Consider the following 22,689-nt stretch of genomic DNA (forward strand, 5'->3'; position numbering starts at 1 on the left):
GATCATGTCCATTGTTTCCCCGCTGCGCCTGGCCCTGTCGCTGGCTGGTGCAGTACTGTCATGCAGCCTGCTGACAGGTTGCAACATCACCGGCACCTATCAGGATGCGACCGATCCAGACGCCGCCAAGGTAAGGTTCGTCGCCAATACCGATAACGCCACGATCGATTATTTCGACGCCGAGCATTGCGATGGCTTGACCACCGGCATGCTCAACAATGTGTTGATCGGCGACAGCAAGCGCCGGGCGGGGATGATGGTTGCGCCGCCGGAACAGGCGCGCGGTTACCTTGAATTCAAGATCAAGCCCGAGCAGCCGGCGTATCTGCGTGTCAACACGCAGGTCGGTTACGCCACCTGCGGCTCTGGTTTTTCCTTTACGCCCAAGCGTGGAAATGAATATGAAGTGACACTGAACGTCACCAAGACCCAGTGCATCACCACGTTGCGGCATCTGGAGCGGCACGACGGTAAAGATCTGCGCACCGTGATGCCACTGGACCGCACTGCGCTGGCGGCGTGCGTGGGGCGCAACCCGATCTTTCCCAAGCCACCGGCGCTGCTGCCCGACACGCCGCAACGCACGGCACTGATCGACCGTATCATCGAAGGCAGCCTTTTCGTTTTCATGAAACCGGATGCGGGCAAAGAGCCTGCGGCCAGTTTTTCTCCAGAGAAGCTCGACTCGCTGATCAACGACCGCAAGGCCAAACTGGGTTTTACGTTGCCGGACGATTACTGGGCGCTGTATCGCCAGAATCTGATCGAGTTCGACAAGGAAAGCGCGACCACAAAGGATCAGGCGATGCAGCGCACCAAAGACGAATATCGCCAGCGTTTGCGTAGCGTCGATGACAAGCGCCTGGGCGAGTGGGCGCGCGTGGATGACAAAGACGGCAAGCGTGGCAACGCGGCGCCGGACGCGGAAGAAAAGGCCATGTTCATGTTCTATTTCCAGGCGTCGAACCGCGTGATGGCGGAAGCCATCGATCATCACCTCGATCGGATGGCCGCCATGGACGCGAAATATGAAGTCTGTTCGCGCTTTGCCGACTGCTGGAAGCGTTGATCGACCGAGTCAGCGGATGCCACGGAAAAGCCCACTGAGCCGAACCGGCCAGTGGGCTTTTTCATGATCGTCCGCTTCGCGGGCAAGCCTTTGAGGGATTAAAAATGAGCGCTCGCCCGGACGCGGGATCGCGCAGGCACCGAGGCCTCGTGATCGAGCAAATGGGTGGCGAGAATGTCGCTCAGAAAACGGAACTGATCGTTGAGGCCGACCACTTCATTGCTGAAATGGTTGCTGGCGGCGGGCATCAGCAGATCGTCGAAATCCTTGTTGAACACCAGCGTCTGCGCTTTGCGCGGTACGACGTGCTGTTGGTAGTAGTTGCTGCCGAACACCGGGAAACTCACGGAGAGGGTGACTTGGGTATGGATCATGATGTGAACGCCTCGTTGTGTGTCGGATGAGTCAATCGTGCCTTTGGTGAGGGATGGGCGGAAGGCAATCGTGGCGATGGTGGTTATCGACGGTGGTGATGGTTGAGGTTTGTGGTGCTGCTGATGGCCCCTTCGCGAGAGGTCACTCCTACAGGGAGAACGCATTTCAAATGCAGGAGTGAGCCTGCTCGCGAAGAGGCCAGAACAAGCGGCACCCCTCTTACTCCCCTGCCTATACTCAAACCTGCACCTCCCTCAGCCAAAGGACACCACCACCGTGAACCCGCGCGCGCTGGTCGTTGCCGCACTGTTTCTGCTGGCCGGCTGTGCTACTTCGGTCCGGGCACCGGTGACCGCGCCGCAAGCCGTGGTCGTGTCGGCGCAGACCTGGCAGCAAATCGACCGCGAAATCCTCAGCGCTTCGCAGCAGGCCACCGAACAGGTCAAGCTGTTCGCCCGCGGTTCAATGGAACATTGGCGCACTCGCGTCTATCAGCAAACTGAAGAAAATTTCATCCCTTGGTTCAGCAGCTACTGGACCCAGGAATGGCTGTCGATGAAGGTCAGTTGGTACACGATCAGCGCTGGCGGCGAGCAGGAAGCTTCGGCGAAACGGCTGGCGGCGTATCTGCTTGAGCAATATCAGGAAAAGGTCCTGGCGCCGGTCGCAGTAGAGATAGATCCGGACGCGATCCTGGCTCAGGCCACGGCGTTCTACGCGCAGTTGATGGCGCAACAGATGCCACTCATCGCCCAGCGTCATGGTGTGCCTATTGCGCAGCTCAACGGGCGCTTGCATAAGATCCCGGCCATCGCCCTCGGGCCCCCGCCGGCGCGGGATGCCTCGCTGTTCACCGTCATCAGCACCGAACCGCTGAACACGCTGCCGGCGTACGCCGCGCTGATCGACAAGGTTCACACCGACGGCGGCGCCAGGGGCATTTCTTCCACCGACGCCGCCATGGCCCCGGTGGCCAAACGTGCCAGCCAGCGCATTGAAGCGGAAATGGCCCCGCGCGGCGCCGCCAGTGCGGTGGCGGCAGCAGCGGGGAAACTGGCCGGGGCGATGATTTCAGTCGGCGTGGCCGGCATTCGCGCGATCATCCAGGCCAACGACCGCCCCGACAGCGAAGCGCTGATCCGTAGCAGTCTGGGCAACACCTTCGACAAGGCCTGGATGAAGCTGCTGCAAAACCCGACCACCGGGGTGATGGCGGGAACACTGCACATGGCCGGGCAGGTCGAGGGCAATCTGGGGGCGATTGGCGAACCGTCGGTCGGGCCTGGCGTGAATCGTGTCGAATGGCGTCCGCCGCAATCGACCAGTCAGCAGATCGAACCCATCCTGCAAGGAGAATGACCATGGCCTACATCGATATCTTCGTGGCACCCGTGCCTGACGCCAATCGTGAACAGTACAACAAACACTGTGAGATCGCCGCCAGGCTGTTCAAGGAATATGGCGCCGTCGAGGTCGTCCAGTGCTGGGGTGACGACGTGCCGGAGGGCAAACTCACCTCTTTCCCGTTGGCGGTCAAACTCAAGGAAGGCGAGACGGTGTCATCCGGCTGGCTGATCTGGCCCGACAAAGCCACCCGCGACGCAGGCATGGCGAAAATGATGGAAGACCCGCGCATGCAACCGGACGTCAATCCCATGGGCTTTGACGGGCAGCGGATGATTTTTGGTGGGTTCAAAAATCTTTTTGACGGCGTTGGGCCGTGGGACAAGTGAACTGGCACAGATTACAGCTCACGCACTCCCACAGAGGGCTTTTCGGCGATTTTCAAGGCGTGGCACGATCCCGAGTCGTCGCGGTCGTACTCTTCACCTAGCCGCATCACAGTGTGGAGATCCAATGAGCCAGGAAGTCCTGACCACCGAAACCAACCGTCGCCAGTTGCAGCAGATCATTGCCGGGCTGTCGGACGGGGTGATTCTGCTGGAACTCGACAAAAGCATCCTCTGGGCCAACGAAGCGGCGCTGACCATGCATGGCGTCAGCACCATCGGTGACCTGGGCACCAACGCTGACGAGTACGCCAAGCGCTTCGTCCTGCGCTATCGCAATAACCATGTGTTGTCGCCCGAGAACTACCCGATCAGCCGCGTGGCGCGTTGCGAGGCGTTCAGTGACGTGCTGATCGAGATCTCGCCCGTGGACGACCCGGAGCGTGTCTGGGTGCACAGTGTGCGCAGCATGGTGCTGACCGACCGTGTGGGTCAGCCCGAGTCGCTGGTGCTGATCATGAGCGATGTCACCGACTGGGCCAACGCCGAGCTGCGCTTCGAAAAAACCTTCAACGCCAACCCCGCGCCGGCGGTGATCTGCCGGCTCAGCGATTTGCGTTACATCAAGGTCAATCCGGGTTTTCTGGAAATGACCGGCTATACCCGCGATCAGGTGATCGGTACCTCGGCATACGAAATCGATATCTTCGAGCAGGCCGATAAACGCGATCTGGCTATCCAGCGCTTGCGCGATGTCGCGACCATTCCGCAGATGCAGGCGGAACTGCGCCTGCCTGACGGCGGCAGCAAACAGGTGATCGTTGCCGGCCAGCCGCTGCTGCTCAATGACGAGAATTGCATGCTGTTTTCCTTCGTCGACATGGAGCCGCGGCGCCGGGTCGAGTTGGCGCTGCGTCAGAGCGAAGAACGGTTCGCTAAAGCCTTTCGCCTGACCCCCGTGCCGATTCTCATCTGCACCGCGGACAAGCAGGAGGTCATCGACGTCAATCAGGCGTTTCTCGATACCCTGGCCTATGACAGCGATGAGGTGCTCGGCAAGACGGTGACGCAGTTGAGCTTTATCCACGATGACGGTGCGCGCACGCGGTTGTTGTCGGCGCTCGCCAAGCACGGTCGGGTGGATCGGGTCGACGTGCCGGTGCGCAAGAAGGACGAGGAACTGCTCGAATGCGCAGTGTCCGCCGACACGGTGAACATCCATGACACCTCGTGCTATCTGCTGGTGTTGATGGACATGACCGAACGCAAGCGCACGGAGCTTGAACTGGTCGCGGCGATTGAAGAGGTGATGAAGGATGCTTCGTGGTTCAGTCGGACGTTGATCGAAAAGCTCGCCAACGTAAAGAAGATCAATTCGCCGCAGTTGCCCAGCGCCTCGTTCACTGATCTGACGGCGCGCGAGCGCGATGTACTGGGTCTGATCTGCGAAGGGCTGGCAGACAAGGAGATCGCCGGCCGACTGAAACTGGCGCCCAATACCGTGCGCAATCACGTGGCCACGGTGTATTCGAAGCTGGATGTGCACAGCCGCAGCGAGGCGATTGTCTGGGCGCGGGAGCGCGGCTTGTTCTCAGGAGAGTGGGGCACCAAAGGCCAGCGCTGAGGGTGCAAATGCACTAGTTACAAGGGTGCAAATTCATGTATTGGCGCAGGCGTTGTGTTCTTAGGCTTGTGGGGTGCGGTGCGGACCATTTGCGTCTTGCGATCGCGCCCCCTTTCGAAACAGCCATAGGAACATGTCCATGATGAATCTTGCGCAGTTGCGCGCTCGGCTCGAGCACAGTTTTGCGCCGCTTGCTTGTGAGTGTTCGGTGGATGGTGATCATTCGCTGACGGTCAAGTTGTATCACCCGGATTCGGGGCAGGTGGATCTGGTGATCAGTGGCCTGGATCTGGCTTCGCTGCGTACGCCGGAGGCGGTTGAGGCGTTGGTGGGTGAGTTGCGGTATGAGCTTGAGAGCAATTCTTTGCGCTCGTCGCGGGATCCGGATTTGGCTTAGCGATTTTTGGGCTTGGCGGCCTTTGGGGCTTGGCGGCCTTTGGGCCGACCATGCTTTGGGGGGGGGTGTATATCCGTTTTTTGGGGTGTCGCGGATGGCGGTTTCGCCCTTACGGCGAGTCCCTTTTGGCAAACGCCCCAAAAGGAACCAAAAGGTCTTCGCCCTGACGTTCGGCCCGCTCGCTGGGGCTCGGGGTTCCTTCGCTACGGGATCGATCCTGGCGCAGCGGCTCCGGTTTGCTTCGCTGCACCTACACTCGCTGTGTCCGACTGCGTCGTACGGTCGCTGCGCTCCCACGCCCGGATCAATCCCTCCACTCAGCCTGCCGACGGGCTCCAGGATCAAAAGCGGAACTCGAGCTTGCGCTCATCGTGGGTAGGCGCTGCCGAAGGCTCGGGGCGCGATCGGACGATCTTTTGATTTTGCTTTTGATTTTCTGTGGGAGCGAGCCTGCTCGCGAAGGCGGCCTGACAGCCGACCTGTTCTTTAGGTTGTACGCAATCCATGTAGGAGTGAGCCTGCTCGCGATGAGGCCCTCGCCGATTACGATGATCTCAGTCCAGACCTCTTCTGGACAATTCGCGCAAAACCGACAGCCCAAACTATTCAATCGCCCCAATCCACTGGCGCGAACAATGTGCTCAGCTATAAAGAATGAGTGGTCAGGTCTTCCGCGGCCGTTTGGGCGGCGGGAGGTTGTCTCCCTTTATCGCGGGTCGTCCGATGACTAATCCTGGGAAACGCGTATTGCCGTTGGCTTTTCTTGTCGTGTTGGTGGCGGGTTGTGCCAGTCCACCACCCCCTGCGCCGGTAGCGCCGCCGCCACCGCCGGAGCGCCGCTGCGAGGTGTTGGAGAATACTGAGGTGGTTGGGGACATGTACGTGGATGGGCAGGTGACGCGCCAGATCACGACTACCCGTTGCATCACACAATAAGACTCGCGATTGCTCGATTGCACGAGGCCTGGAATGCAGCAGTGACTCTGTGGGAGCGAGCCTGCTCGCGAAGGCGGGGTATCAGTCGAAACACAGCTGACTGACACGACGCTTTCGCGAGCAGGCTCGCTCCCACACGGGCTAGCAATTTGCCGGGGAAATCAGGACAGGAAGCCGCCGTCCACATTCAGCGCCACACCGGTGGTGTAGCTCGACGCGTCGCTGGCGAGGTACAACACCGCGCCCGCCATTTCGCTCGGATCGGCCACGCGTTTGAGTGGGATCTGGGTCAGGGCTTGCTTCAGGATTGCGTCGTTTTTCACCAGTGCGGAGGCAAATTTGGTGTCGGTCAGGCCGGGCAGCAGGGCGTTGCAGCGGATGCCGAATTGCGCGCATTCCTTGGCGAAGACCTTGGTCATGTTGATGACCGCGGCTTTGGTCACCGAATAAATGCCCTGGAAAATCCCCGGCGAGATGCCGTTGATCGAGGCGACGTTGATGATGCTGCCGCCGCCGTTTTCGCGCATCAGCTTGCCCGCTTCCACCGACATGAAGAAGTAGCCGCGAATATTCACGTCGACGGTCTTCTGGAACGCACCGAGATCGGTGTCGAGCACGTTGCAGAATTGCGGGTTGGTCGCGGCGTTGTTGACCAGGATGTCGAGGCGGCCGAACTGTTCCTTGATCCCGGCGAAGACCTGACTGATCTGCTCCATTTCACCGATGTGGCAGGCTACGGCGGTTGCCTTGCCGCCGGCGGCGGTGATGGCGTCGGCGACGTGTTGGCACCCTTCGAGCTTGCGGCTCGAGACGATCACGTGGGCGCCTTGTTGGGCCAGCAGTTTGGCGATGGCTTCACCGATGCCGCGGCTGGCGCCGGAGACGAAAGCGATTTTGCCGTCGAGGTCGAACAACTGAGTCTTGGACATGGGATTCCCTTGTGAAAAGTCTTGTTATTGGCCCGGATCAGAGGCTGGATTTCTGGATGACCTGCAGGCTCATCTGCTCCAGCAGTTTGTTCATGTGAATGAACTGCGCGAAGCGTTTGTCCTGGGTCTGGCCATGGTAGAAGCGGTAGTAGATCTGCTGCACGATGCCGGCCAGGCGAAACAGGCCGTAGGTGTAGTAGAAGTCAAAGTTGTCGATGCGGATCCCTGAGCGCTCGGCGTAGTAGTCGACGAATTCGCGGCGCGTCAGCATGCCCGGCGCATGGCTCGGCTGGCGACGCATCAATTGCACCGGTGCCGGGTCGCCGGCTTCGATCCAGTAGGCAAGGGTGTTGCCAAGATCCATCAGCGGGTCGCCGAGGGTGGTCAGTTCCCAGTCGAGTACACCGATGATCTGCATCGGGTTGTCCGGGTCGAGGATGACGTTGTCGAAACGGTAGTCGTTGTGGACGATGCTCGACGTCGGGTGGTCGGCCGGCATCTTGTCGTTGAGCCAGGCTTTCACTGTTTCCCAATGCGGGGCGTCCGGGGTCAGGGCTTTCTCGTAACGCTCGCTCCAGCCTTTGATCTGCCGCGCGACGTAGCCTTCGGGCTTGCCCAGATCGCCGAGGCCACAGGCGTTGTAATCGACCCGGTGCAGTTCAACGAAACGGTCGATGAAGCTTTTGCACAGTGCTTCGGTCTTCGCCGAATCGAGGCCCAGTTCCGGCGGCAGTTCGGCGCGCAGGATGATGCCCTTGACCCGTTCCATCACATAGAACTCGGCGCCGATGACGGCTTCGTCGGTGCAGTGCACGTAGGCCTTCGGGCAGTACGGGAAACCTTCGCGCAGTTGATTGAGGATGCGGAACTCACGGCCCATGTCATGGGCGGACTTGGCCTTGTGGCCGAACGGCGGGCGGCGCAGGACGAACTCCTGTTCCGGGTATTCCAGCAGGTAGGTCAGGTTCGAGGCGCCGCCGGGAAACTGGCTGATCCTGGGGCTGCCGGTCAGGCCGGGAATGTGCGCCTTGAGATACGGATCGATCAGGCCGGCATCGAGTTCTTCGCCCGCGCGGATCCGGGTGGACTGGTCAGTAAGCGCCATGCTTATCCCTTCTGCTTATTTTGGAGGCCAGACATCATTGGCTAATCTAATGGCGCGCGGGGTCGGTCACAAGCGCGGGTCGGTCTTATAGGTTCGCGTGTTGCTGAATGATCACCTTTGGAAATGGGTACAACGGGCGTGCAGACAGAACGGGCCGGATCCGCTTGACGGCAGTGAATCCGAGGCTCGCGGCATACTTCAGTGCACGCGCTGGTTGCTGAATCTGGGCGGCAGGGCGACGGGGGTCAACACTGGTTGACCGGAGAAAAACGCCATGAGGTTCTTGCCTACCAGTTCCACGGTGCCCTGAGTGGCCTCGGGAGACAGCCCGGCGACATGAGGCGTCAGCACCACATTGCTGAGGTTTTTCAGCGTGTCGGGCACCTCGGGTTCGTGATCGAAAACGTCCAGCGCAGCTCCGGCGATGCGACGTTGTTCCAGTGCGGAAACCAGTTCCGCCGTGCTGATCACACTGGCTCGCGCGATATTGACGATGAATCCGTTTGGGCCCAGCGCATCAAGCACTGCTCGCGTCACCAGATGTTGAGTACCAATGCCACCGGGCGTGGCAACGACCAGGAAGTCCGAGGCCCGGGCCAGTTCCGTCGGCGTTGAGCAGAATGCGTAGGGCACATCGCTGCGCACCTGGCGATTGTGGTAGCTGATCTGCATGTCGAAACCCAGCTCGGCGCGTTTGGCAATCGCCATGCCCACCGCGCCCAGCCCGAGAATGCCCAGACGTTTGCCCGCCAGGGAGGGCCGCATGATTTTTGGCCATTCACCCCGGCGTACTGCGGCATCGCAGCGCGGGATATCACGCACCAATGCCAGCAGCAGTGCCATTGCATGATCCGCCACCGATGAAGCGTTGACCCCGGCACCGTTGGTGACGGTGATGCCTCGATTACTCGCTGCTTGCAGGTCGACCTGCTCGTACCCCGCACCGATCACCGTGATGATTTTCAAGGCGGGGAGGGCGTTGATTTCGTCGCCTGTCAGGCCCAGCGGGCCGCGAGTGAGCACGGCGTCGATACGACTGCCATGGGTGAGGATGGCTTGCGTACGTTCGGCTGGCGTCGGTGCAAGGATCAGGTGGAATCCCTGATGTTCGAGAATCGGCAGATAGTCGTTGATCGTTTCAACCAGTACCAGAACGGTTGCGGGCATTGCGCGGCTCCTGTGATTGGCGGCGGGTGGGTCGCGAAAGTCGACTCAGAGTGCTGAATCCGCAGCGGCTTGGCAATCGTTGCATTCGCGCAGTGGTGCTTTGATTCTGGACCGCTTCACGCCAGAAGCAAGGGCGCCCGCCCACCGGTGAACCGGTGGGCGGGCGATGTCATTGGGCTGCGTGCGCTTTGCTCTGTTCGGCCAGCGCGATCGGTTTGAAATCATAGGTGGGGTAGAACTCGGTGCGATAGCTGCCCCAGGCTGTGTTTTCCAGCGCCAGGTTCACTTCCGCCAGTCGAGACGCGGGAAAACGCACTGTAACGACCTGGCCGATGCCCATCATGATATTCCAGCTCACCACTTCGACCCCGGCGGGCGGGAAGGTTTTATAGAAACCTTGCTGGGCAAGCTGGGCTTTGAGTTCGCTGAGCGGACGGGATTGATCATGCTTGAGGAACACGGTGAGCATCATGGTGTTGTCCGTGACGGCGGCCTTTGTTGGAGCCGCCGTGGCGTGCGCGTTGCTGAATCCGAGCAACGCGGCGGACATCAGGGATGCTGATAACAACAGGGACTTCAGTGTCTTTTTCATGTCGAACTCCAGGCTTTTATTGTGGTGCGGCAGACTTGGTGACCACACTTCCGGTATAGGGCGCGTGAACTACGTGAATGCGTACGGGCGGATTGCTTTCAATCATGTCGCGAGGTACTTCACGGGAATAAGTGAACTCGTTTTTATTCAGTGTCTCCAGACGCCTGACGATCGTTTTGTTCGGTCCGATGTCCGGCACCAGCACATGTTGTCGTTGATCACCGGTGACGAAGAAGTAACCGCCGCCGCCATTGTTGTATTTGGACTCACCGGTATCGGTGTAGAAAAACTCGTAGCGGTTGGTTTCCGGGTCCCAGGTCGATATTCCGACGACGCCGGGATATTTGGCCTTCACGTCATTCTGCGGAGCGCCCTTGATGTAGACCTTGGTCGTCAGCCACCGCGGTGACGAGGCCAAATCGCGAATGTCAGCCTGCGCGCCCGCAATCGGCAAGAGCAGCGCCGCCCACAGTAAATGAATCCTGTTGTATTTTTGCATGCCCGATTCTCGCTGTCTGAAAGGTGACGGAGAAAATATAGTCAGGCATCGGGAAGTTATTCAAGGCCAGGGAAGTTGCTTGTAACAAATTCGCTTGTTTTGAATTCCCGGTATTGTTCGGTGTTATTTTAATTTCGTTTTTATTTGTAGGATTAATCTGAAAGTTTGGGTCTGAAATTCTTCAAAGTTACAGTGTTAACACAGGTGTCGCGTGTCAGTTGATAGTCGCCAGGACGGTCTACCCGGTTTTCTAATTCGATCTGAAGAACATGTAACAATTAAAATCAGACAGGTTGTGGGAGTCAGTCCCGACTCGAAACACCGACGACGTCAGGTGACGTATTGGGCGACGCCATTGCCAAATGACCAGTTCTCTTTTTTTACCTCAACCAGATTGATGAAGACATCTTCCAGGCGTATGCCCAATTGCGCATGCAGGCCCTCGGCGATGGTCTTGAACAGCAATTGTTTCTTCTCCACGGTGCGCCCTTCGCTGATGGTGATCTGAATGAACACCACGCCATCGCTGCGCTGGATGCCGAGGTATTGCGCGTCATACACGAAGTGCTGGCTGTCGTGCTCGTTGAGAATCTGGAAGTTGTCGTGCTCGGGCACATCGATACAGGTGCGCAGAGCGGCATAGACCTGTTCACCGATGCGCCTGGCGAACGTGGGATCGGGGTTTTGCTGGATATCGACGCGAACCAGTGGCATGGGAGTCTCCTTGAGTGGTGGCTTCTCTCACGCTAGATCAAAAGCAGTGTCCTGGCAGGTGAATGGTCTGGAATATCGTGGGTTCGGTGTATGAGAGAGCTTACGCGGCGCGCGGATTTTGCCTACGGGGACGGCAGATGCGTCTGCTAGCCAGCACCCTATGGATGCGAAATCATCACGCCACAGAGCAGCTTGCGCGAGAGCTGCCACTAGCCAAGGAAGGCGAATGCTTCAAAACGACCGGGAAAACCTCGAACTTGACAAGCTGATGAATGAAATACGCAAGCTTGTGGCTGAGAGGAAAAAGCTTGTAGCGGAAGAAAAAAAGATGAAATGGGGAAACCTGTTTCTACCCGGTTGAGGTAATAGCCGGGGTATTGACTGCACCAGCGGCCTTGATAGGCCTTTCACTCAAGTTATGAATGTTCGAGCTTCACCATATCTAACCCATCACCCGCGAGTAGGAAATTCACCATGAGTACATTCGACCGCCAGGCCATGATTGATCGATCCGATCGAGAGCACGACGAGTATTTGGAAAAATTACGCATCAAACAGAGAGGTGACCTCGTTCCTATCCTGGGATTACTGAGTCTGGCAATACTTTGCATGTCGTTTGGCTTCCTGGTCGCTCGATTGATCTGAGCCTTCGGCTGGGCAGGGTGCAGGAAAAACGTCGAAAAACGACATTCGACGTAGCTTTTAACGGCAAAAAACATTCCGAAAACGACCACCCATCCATCTGCTCCGGACAACCATTCCTCAGCTAAGTCTTTGCTTGCGTTGATTTATCACGGAGAATCGCGCCCCTGTTTCGGCCGGAGCATGTGTGTCGGTTTTTTCCGACGCGTCCCGACCGAGTGGCAAGTGACCGGAATGCGGAGATCCGACCGGATGAATGATCAGGCCAATAGCCTCGAAAAGCGTTTCGACGCAGCAGCACCCGCTGAACTTTCGAGCTGGAATCGCCAGGACACCACCTGGATGCTGGGACTGTTTGGGACGGCCATTGGCGCCGGCACCCTGTTTTTGCCGATCAACGCAGGGCTGGGGGGCTTCTGGCCGCTGGTGATCCTCGCGCTATTGGCGTTCCCGATGACGTTTTACGCTCACCGTGGCCTGACCCGCTTTGTGCTGTCCGGTCGCGAAGGCGCCGATATCACGGAAGTGGTCGAGCAGCATTTCGGCATCAAGGCCGGCGCGTTGATCACGTTGTTGTACTTCTTCGCCATTTTCCCGATCCTGCTGATCTACAGCGTCGGCCTGACCAACACGGTCGCCAGTTTCACCGAACATCAACTGCACATCACGCCGCCACCGCGCGCGCTGTTGTCATTCGTGCTGATTCTCGGCCTGTTGGCGGTGGTGCGGTGCGGTGAACAGGCGATCGTCAAGGCCATGAGCCTGATGGTCTATCCATTTATCGTCGCGCTGCTGTTCCTTGCCGTGTACCTGATTCCGCACTGGAACGGCGGCATCCTCGCCACTGCCTCGCAAGTACCGGCGCCGTCAGCGCTGCTGCATACCCTTTGGCTGGCAATTCCGGTGATGGTGTTCTCGTTCAACCATTCGCCGATCATCTCCGCGTTTGCGGTGGATCAGAAGCGTCGTTATGGCGTACACGCTGAAGAGCGCAGCTCGCAGATCCTCGCGCGCGCTCATGCACTGATGGTAGTGATGGTGCTGTTCTTCGTATTCAGTTGCGTACTGACCCTGTCGCCGGAGCAACTGGCTGAGGCGAAGGAACAGAACCTGTCGATCCTCTCGTACCTCGCTAACCACTTCAGCAATCCGACCATCGCCTTCGCGGCGCCTTTGATCGCCTTTGTGGCGATTTCCAAGTCGTTCCTCGGCCATTACATTGGTGCCAGTGAAGGTCTCAAGGGTTTGATCGTCAAGAGCGGCAAGCGTCCGGGCGCCAAGGCGCTGGATCGCATCGTTGCGGCGTTGATGTTGGTGGTCTGCTGGATCGTCGCCACCCTGAACCCGAGCATCCTGGGCATGATCGAAACCATCGGGGGGCCGGTGATTGCCGCGATTCTGTTCCTGATGCCGATGTACGCGATTCGCAAGGTGCCGGCGATGGCGCGTTATCGCGATCAGGCATCGAACGTGTTTGTTACGGCAGTTGGGCTGGTAGCGATTACAGCACTGGTTTACAAGCTGGCTGTCTGACCGATCTGTGCGATTGCGAGCCTGCCATCGCGAGCAGGCTCGCTCCCACAAGGTTTTGCGTGATGCTTGCCCGGCAGGCATAAAAAAACGCCGCTCATCTCACGATGGGCGGCGTTTTTTATTGCCTTGCAGCGTTAGGCTTGAACGACCGGGATCTTCGCGTTCGCAGCAGCTTCACGGAACTCGGCGATCTGGTCGAAGGACAGGTAGCGGTAGACATCGGCCGCCATGCTGTCGATCTTGCCAGCGTATTCCATGTACTCCTCGACGGTCGGCAGGCGACCCAGGATCGAAGCAACGGACGCCAGCTCGGCCGAGGCCAGGTAGACGTTCGCGCCGTCGCCCAGACGGTTCGGGAAGTTACGGGTCGAAGTCGACACCACGGTGCTGTTCGGCTCAACGCGTGCCTGGTTACCCATGCACAGCGAGCAGCCTGGCATTTCCATGCGTGCGCCAGCCTTGCCGTAGATGCCGTAGTAGCCTTCTTCGGTCAGTTGGTGAGCGTCCATCTTGGTCGGCGGCGACAGCCACAGACGGGTTGGCAGCTGACCCTTGACCTGATCCAGCAGTTTGCCGGCAGCGCGGAAGTGACCGATGTTGGTCATGCACGAACCGATGAACACTTCGTCGATCTTCTCGCCAGCGACGCTGGACAGCAGACGGGCGTCGTCCGGATCGTTCGGCGCGCAGAGCACAGGCTCGTTGATCTCGGCCAGATCGATTTCGATGACTTCGGCGTATTCCGCGTCGGCATCGGCTTCCATCAGCTCAGGGTTGGCAATCCAGGCCTCCATCGCCTGAGCACGGCGTTCCAGGGTACGCGCATCGCCGTAGCCTTCGCCGATCATCCAGCGCAGCAGGGTGATGTTGGACTGCAGGTACTCGGTGATCGATTCTTTCGACAGCTTGATGGTGCAACCGGCAGCCGAACGTTCGGCCGAGGCGTCGGACAGTTCGAACGCCTGCTCGAGGGTCAGACCTTCCAGGCCTTCGATTTCCAGGATGCGGCCGGAGAAGGCGTTTTTCTTGCCCTTCTTCTCAACCGTCAGCAGACCGTTCTGGATAGCGAAGTACGGAATGGCATGAACCAGGTCACGCAGGGTGATGCCAGGTTTCATCTTGCCTTTGAAACGCACCAGGATCGATTCCGGCATGTCCAGCGGCATGACGCCGGTGGCTGCGGCGAACGCGACCAGACCGGAACCGGCCGGGAACGAGATGCCCATCGGGAAGCGGGTGTGCGAGTCACCACCGGTACCGACGGTGTCCGGCAGCAGCATGCGGTTCAGCCACGAGTGGATGATGCCATCGCCCGGACGCAGGGATACGCCGCCGCGGGTCATGATGAAGTCAGGCAGGGTGTGGTGGGTGGTCACGTCGATCGGCTTTGGATAAGCCGCGGTGTGGCAGAACGACTGCATCACCAGATCAGCGGAGAAGCCCAGGCACGCCAGGTCTTTCAGTTCGTCACGGGTCATTGGACCGGTGGTGTCCTGAGAACCCACGGTGGTCATCTTCGGCTCGCAGTAGGTGCCAGGACGAACGCCCTGGCCTTCTGCCAGACCGCAAGCCTTGCCGACCATTTTCTGCGCCAGGGTGAAGCCCTTGGTGCTTTCAGCCGGCGCTTCAGGCTTCTTGAACAGGTCGAACGGTGGCAGACCCAGCTCGGCACGAGCCTTTTCGGTCAGGCCACGGCCGATGATCAACGGAATACGACCGCCGGCACGGACTTCGTCCAGCAGCACCGGGGTTTTCATTTCGAAAGTGGTGATGACTTCGTCGGTACCGTGCTTGCAGACCTTGCCAGCGTGCGGGTACAGATCGATCACGTCGCCCATGTTCATGTTCGACACGTCGAACTCGATCGGCAGGGCGCCGGCATCTTCCATGGTGTTGTAGAAGATCGGAGCGATCTTGCTGCCGAAGCAGAAACCGCCAGCGCGCTTGTTCGGCACGTACGGGATGTCGTCGCCGAAGAACCACAGCACCGAGTTGGTGGCCGATTTACGCGAGGAGCCGGTACCGACCACGTCACCGACGTAGGCGATCGGGAAGCCCTGGCCGCGCATTTCTTCGATCTGCTTCATCGGGCCGGTCTTGCCTTGCTCGTCCGGAACGATGCCGTCACGGGCCATTTTCAGCATGGCCAGGGCGTGCAGCGGGATATCAGGACGCGACCACGCGTCTGGTGCAGGCGACAGGTCGTCGGTGTTGGTTTCGCCGGTCACTTTGAAAACGCGCAGGCTGATCTTGTCGGCCAGCACCGGACGCTTCTTGAACCACTCGCCGTCAGCCCAGGATTGCAGCACGGCCTTGGCGTGAACGTTGCCGTTCTTGGCTTTTTCCGCGACGTCGTGGAAGGCATCGAACATCAGCAGGGTGTGCTTGAGTTCTTCGGCGGCGACTGGAGCCAGTTCGGCGTCATCCAGCAGCTCGACCAGGGTGACGATGTTGTAGCCGCCCTGCATGGTGCCGAGCAGTTCGACAGCGCGTTTCTTGTCCAGCAGAGGGGAGGTGGCTTCGCCCTTGGCCAGGGCGGACAGGAAACCGGCCTTGACGTAGGCGGCTTCGTCCACCCCAGGCGGTACGCGATTGGTGATCAGGTCAACGAGGAAAGCTTCTTCGCCAGCCGGAGGGTTCTTCAGCAGCTCGATCAGGCCTGCTGTTTGTTCGGCGTTAAGCGGCTGGGGAACGATACCCAGGGCTGCACGCTCTTCGATATGTTTGCGGTAGGCTTCAAGCACAGTTATTACCCTCATCAGTGGTCCCAAATGGGTGTCCGGGACGCTCGTCGCGAAATGCTCGTACTCATGCGCTGCGCGGCGTTGTGGGCCGCTTGGCCAGAATTACCGAGCATTCCTTACAGAAGCTGCTTTCAAAGTTTTACGCCTGCAGAACGGGGAGCTGATGAGGGTTGGCGTCGGGCTTTTCCCCGCTGGAAAAACCCTTCGCCAACACCGCTCTGAAGGAACGACTGTGCTCGTGACGCTTTGAAAACAGCTTCTAACGGACATTGGCGCCTTAAAAGGCTGGCTGATTCTACGGCAAAAAAAATTTAAAGGTAAGTCGCGCTCTATTGGACTTTCGTGGCAACCAGCGTGGCCGGGGCAAACCTGCGACGCTGGCGAAACCCTGCTGTTTGAGGGGTGATCAATGCCCGACAAAGGGCTAACATGCCGGCCTGTTCCGCGTTTCAGTGTTCTGCCCATTTATGCCCAATCAGACCATCAAGACTCCCTGCGTCGGCCTCTGCTCCACCGTTTACGGTGACCTGGTGTGCCGTGGCTGCAAGCGTTTCCACCACGAAGTGATCCACTGGAACGGATACAACGAGGAGGAAAAGCGTGCGGTCTGGCTGCGTCTGGAGCAATTGCTGTCACAAGTGATGGCGAGCAAGGTCGAGATCTTCGACCCGGTTCGTCTGCGCGAACAGCTGGAACAACGCAAGATCCGCTTCGTCCCGCATCAGTCGGAATATTGCTGGGCCTATCAGCTGATTGCCCGGGGCGCGCGAGTGATCATTAATCTTGAGGCATACGGGATGGTATTGCTGCCGGAGTTTCGTGACTGGAACCTGCCGGAACTGCGCGATGCCATCGATCGGGAATTCTTCCTGCTGTCGGAAGCGCATTATCAGCGCTATATCGCCCCCGGCTTTCTCAAAGACGCCTTTCAATTGTAGGAGTTAGCCTGCTCGCGATGGCGTTGTGTCAGTCAACGCATTTTCAATGATCCACCGCTATCGCGAGCAGGCTCACTCCTACAAGGGGCCGCATTGCAAATGTTTAGTGTTTCACCGCCAACTCCACCAGATGATCCTCAACCTCCTGCGGCTTGAGCACCAGCACATCGCTTTCCAGCGTATCCAGCACTGCTTCAGCGGTATTGCCGATCAACGCACCTGACAAGCCACTGCGCGCCACCGTGCCAATCACCGTTACCGCTGCCTGCAGCTTGTGCGCCATGAACGGAATCAGCACATCTGCCGGGCCTTCCTCGACGTGCAGGTGCTCATCATCGACATCGAACTCCGCCTGAAACGCCCGGCATTGCTCGCGATATCTGGCTTCTATGGTGGATTTGAGCTGAAACGTCGGATCTGCCGCCGAGAGCATCGGCGACGGGTGCGCGGTGATCACATGCAAATGCGCCTTGGCCAGGCTGGCGATGTCGTAGCCGTGATCAATGATGGTGCTGTGCAAATGCCGGTGCTCACCGTCGGCATTGCCGACATCGACGGCGGCGAGAATCACTTTGTCCTTCCACGTACCGGCGGTTTTGACCAGCAGCACCGGGGTAGGGCAGTGGCGCAGCAGCTTCCAGTCGGCCGGGGTCAGCAGGGCTTTTTTCAGCGAGCTGTCGGGGAAATGCTGCTTGATCACCAGGCCGCAACCCTCGGCCTGCTGCACATCGATGATGGTTTCATGCAGGCTCTCGTTCCATGCCTGTTCGGTGGTCACGCTGTAACCTTCGGCGAGCAACGCAGCCTTGAGCACGCTGAGCAGGCCGGCGTGGTCATGCTTCTTGTCGCACACCAATAGATGCAGATGGGCCTGGGTCACACCGGCGATCAGCTTGGCGCGCTTGAGCGCCAGGCTCTCTGCATGTTCAGGTTCAATGACCACCAGAATGCTGCGAATGGCTTGCATGAGCGGAGTCTCCAGCAAAGAAAAGGCACGGCGTTGCACAACTATAGTTGCTGTCCGAACGTCTGCGACTTGATGCATATCAACAGCCGCCGCTGGTGGTCTGCGGGCAGGCCGGTATAATCGGCGCCCTTCGCTCGAACACCTTTTACCGTGAGCCCCATGATCCTTCCCGAAATCCACGAATTCCTTGGCTGCCGCACGCCCGACGCCTGGGTCCAGGCGGCACTGGCCAATCAGGACATCCTGCTGATCGACCACAAGAACTGCGAGTTCAAGGCCGCCAGCACTGCGCTGAGCCTGATTGCCAAGTACCACGCCCACGTCGACCTGATCAACATGATGTCGCGCCTGGCCCGGGAAGAACTGGTGCACCACGAGCAAGTCATGCGCATCATGAAGCGGCGCAAGATCGAGCTGCGTCAGCTGCACGCCGGCCGTTACGCCTCGGGCCTGCGCAAAGTGGTGCGCAGTCACGAGCCGGTGAAACTGGTCGACACGCTGGTGGTCGGCGCGTTCATCGAAGCACGCAGTTGCGAACGCTTCGAAGCCCTGGTGCCGCATCTGGACGAAGAGCTGGGCAAGTTCTATTTCGGTCTGCTGAAAAGCGAGGCGCGGCATTTTCAGGGTTATCTGAAACTGGCCTGTCAGTATGGTGATGCCAAGGATGTCGCGCAGGTGATCGAGCGCGTCCGTGCAGCCGAGCAAGCACTGATAGAGTCACCGGACGAGGAATTCCGCTTCCACAGCGGTGTGCCGGTCGCCGCATGACCGGGCAGCTCCTACGAAAACGGCCATCATCGTCTGATTGTAAAAAATTCTTAAGAGTATGAAACATCACCGAAAACCGGCCCGCGTGGCCGGTTTTTGCTGTCTGGCGTCATCGCCTGAACGACGATTGCCCGCATAATATCGGCCCTTCCACGTTTGGCTTGGCAACGGTCGTTATGGATAACCTGGGTTTTGGCAAAGTCCTGCTGGTCGAAGACGATGAGCGTCTGGCCGCACTGATCGCGCACTTTCTTGAACAACACGGCTACGAGGTGCGCACGGTGCATCGCGGCGATCTGGCCGTGGCCGCGTTCCTCGAATTCAAGCCGAAGGTAGTGGTGCTCGACCTGATGTTGCCGGGGCAGAGTGGTTTGCAGGTGTGCCGCGAAATTCGCAGTGTGTCGGAGACGCCGATCGTGATGCTCACCGCCAAGGAAGACGACCTTGATCATATCCTCGGGCTGGAGTCCGGTGCCGATGATTACCTGATCAAACCGATCAAACCGCCGGTACTGCTCGCCCGGCTGCGTGCGTTGCAACGGCGGCAGATGCCGGACACCAGCGTGGTCAGTTTTCTTGAGTTCGGGCAATTGGGCATTGACCGCAGTTGCCGTGAAGTGCGCCTGGCCGGTGAGCTGATCGAACTGACGACCATGGAGTTCGAATTGCTCTGGTTGCTCGCCAGCGCGGCGGGCAAGATTCTCTCGCGCGATGACATTCTCAACCGCATGCGCGGCATCGCTTTCGACGGCCTCAATCGCAGCGTCGACGTCTACATCAGCAAATTGCGCAACAAACTCAAGGACAATCCCCGCGAGCCCGTGTGCATCAAGACCGTGTGGGGCAAAGGCTATCTGTTCAATCCGTTCGCGTGGGAGTTGTAGATGCTGCGCTTGTTCCTCGGACTGTTTCTGGTAATGACGGTGGGGCTGGTACTGGCTTTGCAGACCGTCGAACACACCTTCAACGCGTTGCTCGACAGCCAGATGCAGGACTACAACCGTGAAGCCGTGCGCGGTCAGGCGTGGTCGCTGGTGGATCATCTGCAAGGCCGCCAGGGTGCCGAGCGTGAGCAGAAACTCGATTCATTGCGCGCCCATTACGGTCTGTCGCTGAGTCTGGTCGAGGCCGATCAACTGGCCCTGACGCCGCAGGAAAAAGCCGAACTGGCGCGGAATCTGTTGGTGATCCGCGACGATTACACGCAGTTCATCAGCAACATCGATGGCGGCTCGCAGTTGCTCAGCATCAAGTTGCCGCCCGAGCCGAGTCTGATGCCGTTCTATATCACGGCGGCGTACATGATGCTGGCGGTGTTGATCGGCATCGTGCTGTTTTTCTGGGTGCGGCCGCACTGGCGCGATCTGGAAAAGCTGCGGCTGGCCGCCGAGCGTTTCGGCGACAACGACCTGTCGGTGCGCATCCAGTTATCGCGGCGCTCGAATATCCGTGATCTGGCCGAGCACTTCAATTTGATGGCGGCGCGCATCGAGGGGCTGATCGCCAATCAGCGCGAACTGACCAATGCCGTTTCCCACGAATTACGCACACCGATCGCGCGGCTGTCGTTCGAACTCGATCAGCTCAAACAGCAACCGGGCGCGAGCCAGAATCGCGAACTGATCGCCGACATGTATGCCGACCTCGGTGAACTGGAGGAAATGGTCTCGGAGTTGCTGACCTACGCCAGCCTGGAACACGGCGCGACGGTGATCAAACGGGAGAATGTTCACGCGGCCGACTGGCTCGACAGCGTTGTCGGCAGTGTGGCGCTGGAGGCCGAAGCGGCGGGGGTGCAGTTGTCGATCGGCGATTGCCGGGTCGACACCGTGAGCATCGAACCGCGGTTCATGGCGCGGGCGGTGATCAACCTGCTGCGCAACGCCATCCGCTACGCCGAGCAGCGCGTAGAGGTGTCCCTGCTGCGGAACGGCGATGACTATGAAGTGCGGGTCAGCGATGACGGGCCGGGCGTGCCGCTGCAAGGGCGGGAGAAAATCTTCGAACCGTTTTCGCGTCTGGATGCCAGCCGGGATCGACGTACGGGTGGATTTGGCTTGGGCCTGGCCTTGGTGCGGCGGGTGTCGCAGTCCCATGGCGGGCAGGTTGAGGTGGGTGACTCGGCGTGGGGTGGGGCGTTGTTCAGGATGACCTGGGCGCATCCGGATTGAGTGATGTGCCTGAGCTGGCCCCTTGTAGGAGTGAGCCTGCTCGCGATAGCGCTAGGTCATTCAATGATGAGTCGACTGACACAACGCTATCGCGAGCAGGCTCACTCCTACAAGGGGCGGTGTTCAGCTAGTCAGGCCGAGCCGCTCATGCCACTGGGCAATGGACTCTTCGGGATACTCATCGAACTGCTGATCCTTAGCCTTGGCCTCGACCTCAACCCATGGCGCTTTCGAACCAAGCATCAGGTGCGTGTGTTCCGGCGGCACCGGCAGCGGCGTATCGATCGCCGAGGCGAATGGATGAATCAACTCTGGCCATTCCGGACTGAACAGCCACAAACCGCTGCCGCACAGCGAACAGAAGTGGCGCTCGGCGCTGCTGCGATGGGCGCGGTTGTCGCCTTCGGCTTTCATCTTCGCGTGATAGATGCTGATGTTTTTGCGCCCGCGAACCTTGAGGCTGGTCGCGTCGCCGCCGAGGTTGATCGCATAACCGCCGCCGCCCTGGGTCTTGCGGCAGATCGAGCAGTAGCAGCGTTGATAAGGGTAGGGGTGGACGCTGTCGAGGCTGAACGTGACTTCGCCGCAATGGCAGGAGCCTTCGAGGTGCATGGTGCTCTCCCGTGTCTGAATGGTCCGGTTCAGCCTAGAACACTTTGCGCAGCGCTTGCCGGTGTGATGCGACCGGCGGGCGCAGCGTCTAGCCCCAGTGTCCCCGCGATCCCATGGGGCGAGACTTTCGGAACCCGGCATGCAAGCGCTGTTGAACGAGATCCTTGACGCCGTCCGGCCCCTGATCGGGCAGGGCAAGGTCGCTGACTATATTCCCGCCCTCGGCACGGTGCCGGCCAACCAATTGGGCATCGCCGTGTACGGCAATGACGGCGAAATGTACTTTGCTGGGGACGCTGAAACGCCGTTCTCGGTGCAGAGTATTTCCAAGGTCTTCAGCCTGGTGCAGGCCATCGATCATTCCGGCGAGGCGATCTGGGAACGGCTTGGTCATGAGCCTTCCGGCCAGCCGTTCAACTCGCTGGTGCAACTGGAATTCGAGCGCGGCCGCCCGCGCAATCCGTTCATCAATGCCGGGGCGCTGGTGATCTGCGACATCAATCAGTCGCGCTTCGCCGCGCCGACGTTGTCGATGCGTGATTTTGTCCGGCGTCTGTCCGGCAATCCGCAAATCATGATCGACGGCAAGGTCGCCGACTCCGAATACCAGCACCGCGCGCGCAATGCGGCGATGGCCTATCTGATGCAGTCGTTCGGCAATTTTCACAACGACGTCGAAGCGGTGTTGCGCAGCTATTTCAGCCACTGCGCGCTGCGGATGAATTGCATCGATCTGGCCCGGGCGTTCTGCTTTCTGGCCAATGACGGTTTCTGCAAACACAGCGGCGAGCAGATCCTCACGCGCCGCCAGACCCAGCAGGTCAACTCGATCATGGCTACCAGCGGTTTGTATGACGAAGCGGGCAACTTCGCCTATCGCGTCGGTCTGCCGGGCAAGAGCGGGGTGGGCGGCGGGATCGTCGCGGTAGTGCCGGGGCAATTTACGGTATGCGTGTGGTCGCCGGAATTGAATGCGGCCGGCAATTCGCTGGCGGGGATGGCGGCGCTGGAGTTGCTGAGCTCAAGGATTGGCTGGTCCGTCTTCTGAAACTCACACAGTCCCCTTGTAGGAGTGAGCCTGCTCGCGATAGCGGTATGCCAGACAAAATAATGTCGACTTGTCTACCGCTATCGCGAGCAGGCTCACTCCTACAAGGTTTTTTCGGTGGATTGAAGA

23 protein-coding genes are annotated in these 22,689 nt (G+C 59.3%); 13 read left to right on the plus strand and 10 right to left on the minus strand.

What is annotated here, in order from left to right; genetic code table 11:
* Positions 1-4 precede the first annotated feature (4 nt).
* The gene (locus BLU71_RS05825) at positions 5-1,069 is read left to right on the plus strand and encodes a hypothetical protein (protein ID WP_042609359.1); all 1,065 of its coding nucleotides are present in this window, start codon (positions 5-7) and stop codon (positions 1,067-1,069) included.
* Positions 1,070-1,167: 98 nt separating this feature from the next.
* Here the strand turns inward: BLU71_RS05825 and BLU71_RS05830 are convergent, their stop codons facing one another.
* Complete coding sequence (locus tag BLU71_RS05830; protein WP_065616116.1) at positions 1,168-1,443, minus strand: hypothetical protein; 276 nt, start codon at positions 1,441-1,443, stop codon at positions 1,168-1,170.
* Between the two features lie 277 nt (positions 1,444-1,720).
* Between BLU71_RS05830 and BLU71_RS05835 the strand changes: the two genes are divergently transcribed.
* The 4 genes from BLU71_RS05835 to BLU71_RS05850 all read left to right on the plus strand — a co-directional run bounded on the left by BLU71_RS05835 (position 1,721) and on the right by BLU71_RS05850 (position 5,195).
* Positions 1,721-2,803, plus strand: coding sequence for a hypothetical protein (locus BLU71_RS05835; RefSeq protein WP_083352526.1), 1,083 nt, complete (start codon positions 1,721-1,723; stop codon positions 2,801-2,803).
* A gap of 2 nt (positions 2,804-2,805) precedes the next feature.
* Positions 2,806-3,177 (plus strand): DUF1428 domain-containing protein, encoded by a 372-nt coding sequence (locus BLU71_RS05840; RefSeq protein ID WP_083352527.1) that lies wholly within the window; start codon positions 2,806-2,808, stop codon positions 3,175-3,177.
* Positions 3,178-3,301: 124 nt separating this feature from the next.
* On the plus strand, positions 3,302-4,798 hold the full coding sequence (locus BLU71_RS05845) for a helix-turn-helix transcriptional regulator (protein ID WP_083352528.1): 1,497 nt from the start codon (positions 3,302-3,304) through the stop codon (positions 4,796-4,798).
* A 139-nt stretch (positions 4,799-4,937) separates the two neighbouring features.
* Positions 4,938-5,195, plus strand: coding sequence for a DUF1652 domain-containing protein (locus BLU71_RS05850; protein ID WP_042609364.1), 258 nt, complete (start codon positions 4,938-4,940; stop codon positions 5,193-5,195).
* Between the two features lie 1,097 nt (positions 5,196-6,292).
* On the opposite strand, the gene BLU71_RS05855 is transcribed toward BLU71_RS05850, so the two are convergent.
* From BLU71_RS05855 to BLU71_RS05880, 6 genes are all read right to left on the minus strand, one after another.
* Complete coding sequence (locus tag BLU71_RS05855) at positions 6,293-7,060, minus strand: SDR family oxidoreductase (RefSeq protein WP_024013283.1); 768 nt, start codon at positions 7,058-7,060, stop codon at positions 6,293-6,295.
* Positions 7,061-7,097: 37 nt separating this feature from the next.
* Positions 7,098-8,165 (minus strand): phosphotransferase family protein, encoded by a 1,068-nt coding sequence (locus BLU71_RS05860; RefSeq protein ID WP_083352529.1) that lies wholly within the window; start codon positions 8,163-8,165, stop codon positions 7,098-7,100.
* Between the two features lie 198 nt (positions 8,166-8,363).
* A complete protein-coding gene (locus BLU71_RS05865; RefSeq protein WP_083352530.1) occupies positions 8,364-9,332 on the minus strand; it encodes a 2-hydroxyacid dehydrogenase in 969 nt (322 codons plus the stop codon).
* Between the two features lie 169 nt (positions 9,333-9,501).
* On the minus strand, positions 9,502-9,924 hold the full coding sequence (locus BLU71_RS05870; RefSeq protein WP_064363515.1) for a hypothetical protein: 423 nt from the start codon (positions 9,922-9,924) through the stop codon (positions 9,502-9,504).
* Positions 9,925-9,940: 16 nt separating this feature from the next.
* Positions 9,941-10,423, minus strand: coding sequence for a DUF4822 domain-containing protein (locus BLU71_RS05875; protein ID WP_083352531.1), 483 nt, complete (start codon positions 10,421-10,423; stop codon positions 9,941-9,943).
* A gap of 330 nt (positions 10,424-10,753) precedes the next feature.
* The gene (locus BLU71_RS05880; RefSeq protein ID WP_083352532.1) at positions 10,754-11,137 is read right to left on the minus strand and encodes a tautomerase family protein; all 384 of its coding nucleotides are present in this window, start codon (positions 11,135-11,137) and stop codon (positions 10,754-10,756) included.
* Between the two features lie 226 nt (positions 11,138-11,363).
* Here BLU71_RS05880 and BLU71_RS05885 point away from each other — a divergent pair, with 226 nt between their 5' ends.
* The 3 genes from BLU71_RS05885 to BLU71_RS05890 all read left to right on the plus strand — a co-directional run bounded on the left by BLU71_RS05885 (position 11,364) and on the right by BLU71_RS05890 (position 13,312).
* Positions 11,364-11,498: a hypothetical protein gene (locus BLU71_RS05885; RefSeq protein ID WP_419198355.1), complete on the plus strand. Its 135-nt coding sequence runs from the start codon at positions 11,364-11,366 to the stop codon at positions 11,496-11,498.
* 113 nt (positions 11,499-11,611) lie between these two features.
* Complete coding sequence (locus tag BLU71_RS27455; RefSeq protein ID WP_173867313.1) at positions 11,612-11,782, plus strand: hypothetical protein; 171 nt, start codon at positions 11,612-11,614, stop codon at positions 11,780-11,782.
* A 249-nt stretch (positions 11,783-12,031) separates the two neighbouring features.
* Positions 12,032-13,312 carry an HAAAP family serine/threonine permease gene (locus tag BLU71_RS05890; protein WP_083352533.1) on the plus strand — a complete coding sequence of 427 codons (1,281 nt, stop codon included), beginning with the start codon at positions 12,032-12,034 and terminating at the stop codon, positions 13,310-13,312.
* Positions 13,313-13,446: 134 nt separating this feature from the next.
* On the opposite strand, the gene acnB is transcribed toward BLU71_RS05890, so the two are convergent.
* Positions 13,447-16,056 carry a bifunctional aconitate hydratase 2/2-methylisocitrate dehydratase gene (gene acnB / locus BLU71_RS05895; RefSeq protein ID WP_039763151.1) on the minus strand — a complete coding sequence of 870 codons (2,610 nt, stop codon included), beginning with the start codon at positions 16,054-16,056 and terminating at the stop codon, positions 13,447-13,449.
* A 467-nt stretch (positions 16,057-16,523) separates the two neighbouring features.
* On the opposite strand from acnB, the gene BLU71_RS05900 reads away from it, so the two are divergent.
* Positions 16,524-16,994: a DUF1289 domain-containing protein gene (locus tag BLU71_RS05900; RefSeq protein ID WP_042609372.1), complete on the plus strand. Its 471-nt coding sequence runs from the start codon at positions 16,524-16,526 to the stop codon at positions 16,992-16,994.
* Positions 16,995-17,097: 103 nt separating this feature from the next.
* Here BLU71_RS05900 and BLU71_RS05905 read toward each other — a convergent pair whose 3' ends face one another.
* Entirely contained in the window at positions 17,098-17,961 is an 864-nt protein-coding gene (locus BLU71_RS05905) for a universal stress protein (RefSeq protein ID WP_042609373.1), read from the minus strand.
* A 159-nt stretch (positions 17,962-18,120) separates the two neighbouring features.
* Here BLU71_RS05905 and BLU71_RS05910 point away from each other — a divergent pair, with 159 nt between their 5' ends.
* The 3 genes from BLU71_RS05910 (at position 18,121) to BLU71_RS05920 (ending at position 20,900) form a co-directional block, all read left to right on the plus strand.
* A complete protein-coding gene (locus BLU71_RS05910; RefSeq protein ID WP_083352534.1) occupies positions 18,121-18,729 on the plus strand; it encodes a tRNA-(ms[2]io[6]A)-hydroxylase in 609 nt (202 codons plus the stop codon).
* 176 nt (positions 18,730-18,905) lie between these two features.
* Positions 18,906-19,613 (plus strand): response regulator, encoded by a 708-nt coding sequence (locus BLU71_RS05915; RefSeq protein ID WP_065616125.1) that lies wholly within the window; start codon positions 18,906-18,908, stop codon positions 19,611-19,613.
* Complete coding sequence (locus BLU71_RS05920) at positions 19,614-20,900, plus strand: ATP-binding protein (RefSeq protein ID WP_083352535.1); 1,287 nt, start codon at positions 19,614-19,616, stop codon at positions 20,898-20,900.
* Between the two features lie 123 nt (positions 20,901-21,023).
* Here BLU71_RS05920 and BLU71_RS05925 read toward each other — a convergent pair whose 3' ends face one another.
* Positions 21,024-21,512 carry a GFA family protein gene (locus BLU71_RS05925; protein ID WP_065616126.1) on the minus strand — a complete coding sequence of 163 codons (489 nt, stop codon included), beginning with the start codon at positions 21,510-21,512 and terminating at the stop codon, positions 21,024-21,026.
* A 139-nt stretch (positions 21,513-21,651) separates the two neighbouring features.
* Between BLU71_RS05925 and glsB the strand changes: the two genes are divergently transcribed.
* On the plus strand, positions 21,652-22,560 hold the full coding sequence (gene glsB, locus BLU71_RS05930) for a glutaminase B (protein ID WP_042609378.1): 909 nt from the start codon (positions 21,652-21,654) through the stop codon (positions 22,558-22,560).
* Positions 22,561-22,689 lie beyond the last annotated feature (129 nt).

This window comes from Pseudomonas moraviensis, from assembly GCF_900105805.1.
Classification (GTDB): Bacteria; Pseudomonadota; Gammaproteobacteria; order Pseudomonadales; family Pseudomonadaceae; genus Aquipseudomonas; species Aquipseudomonas moraviensis_A.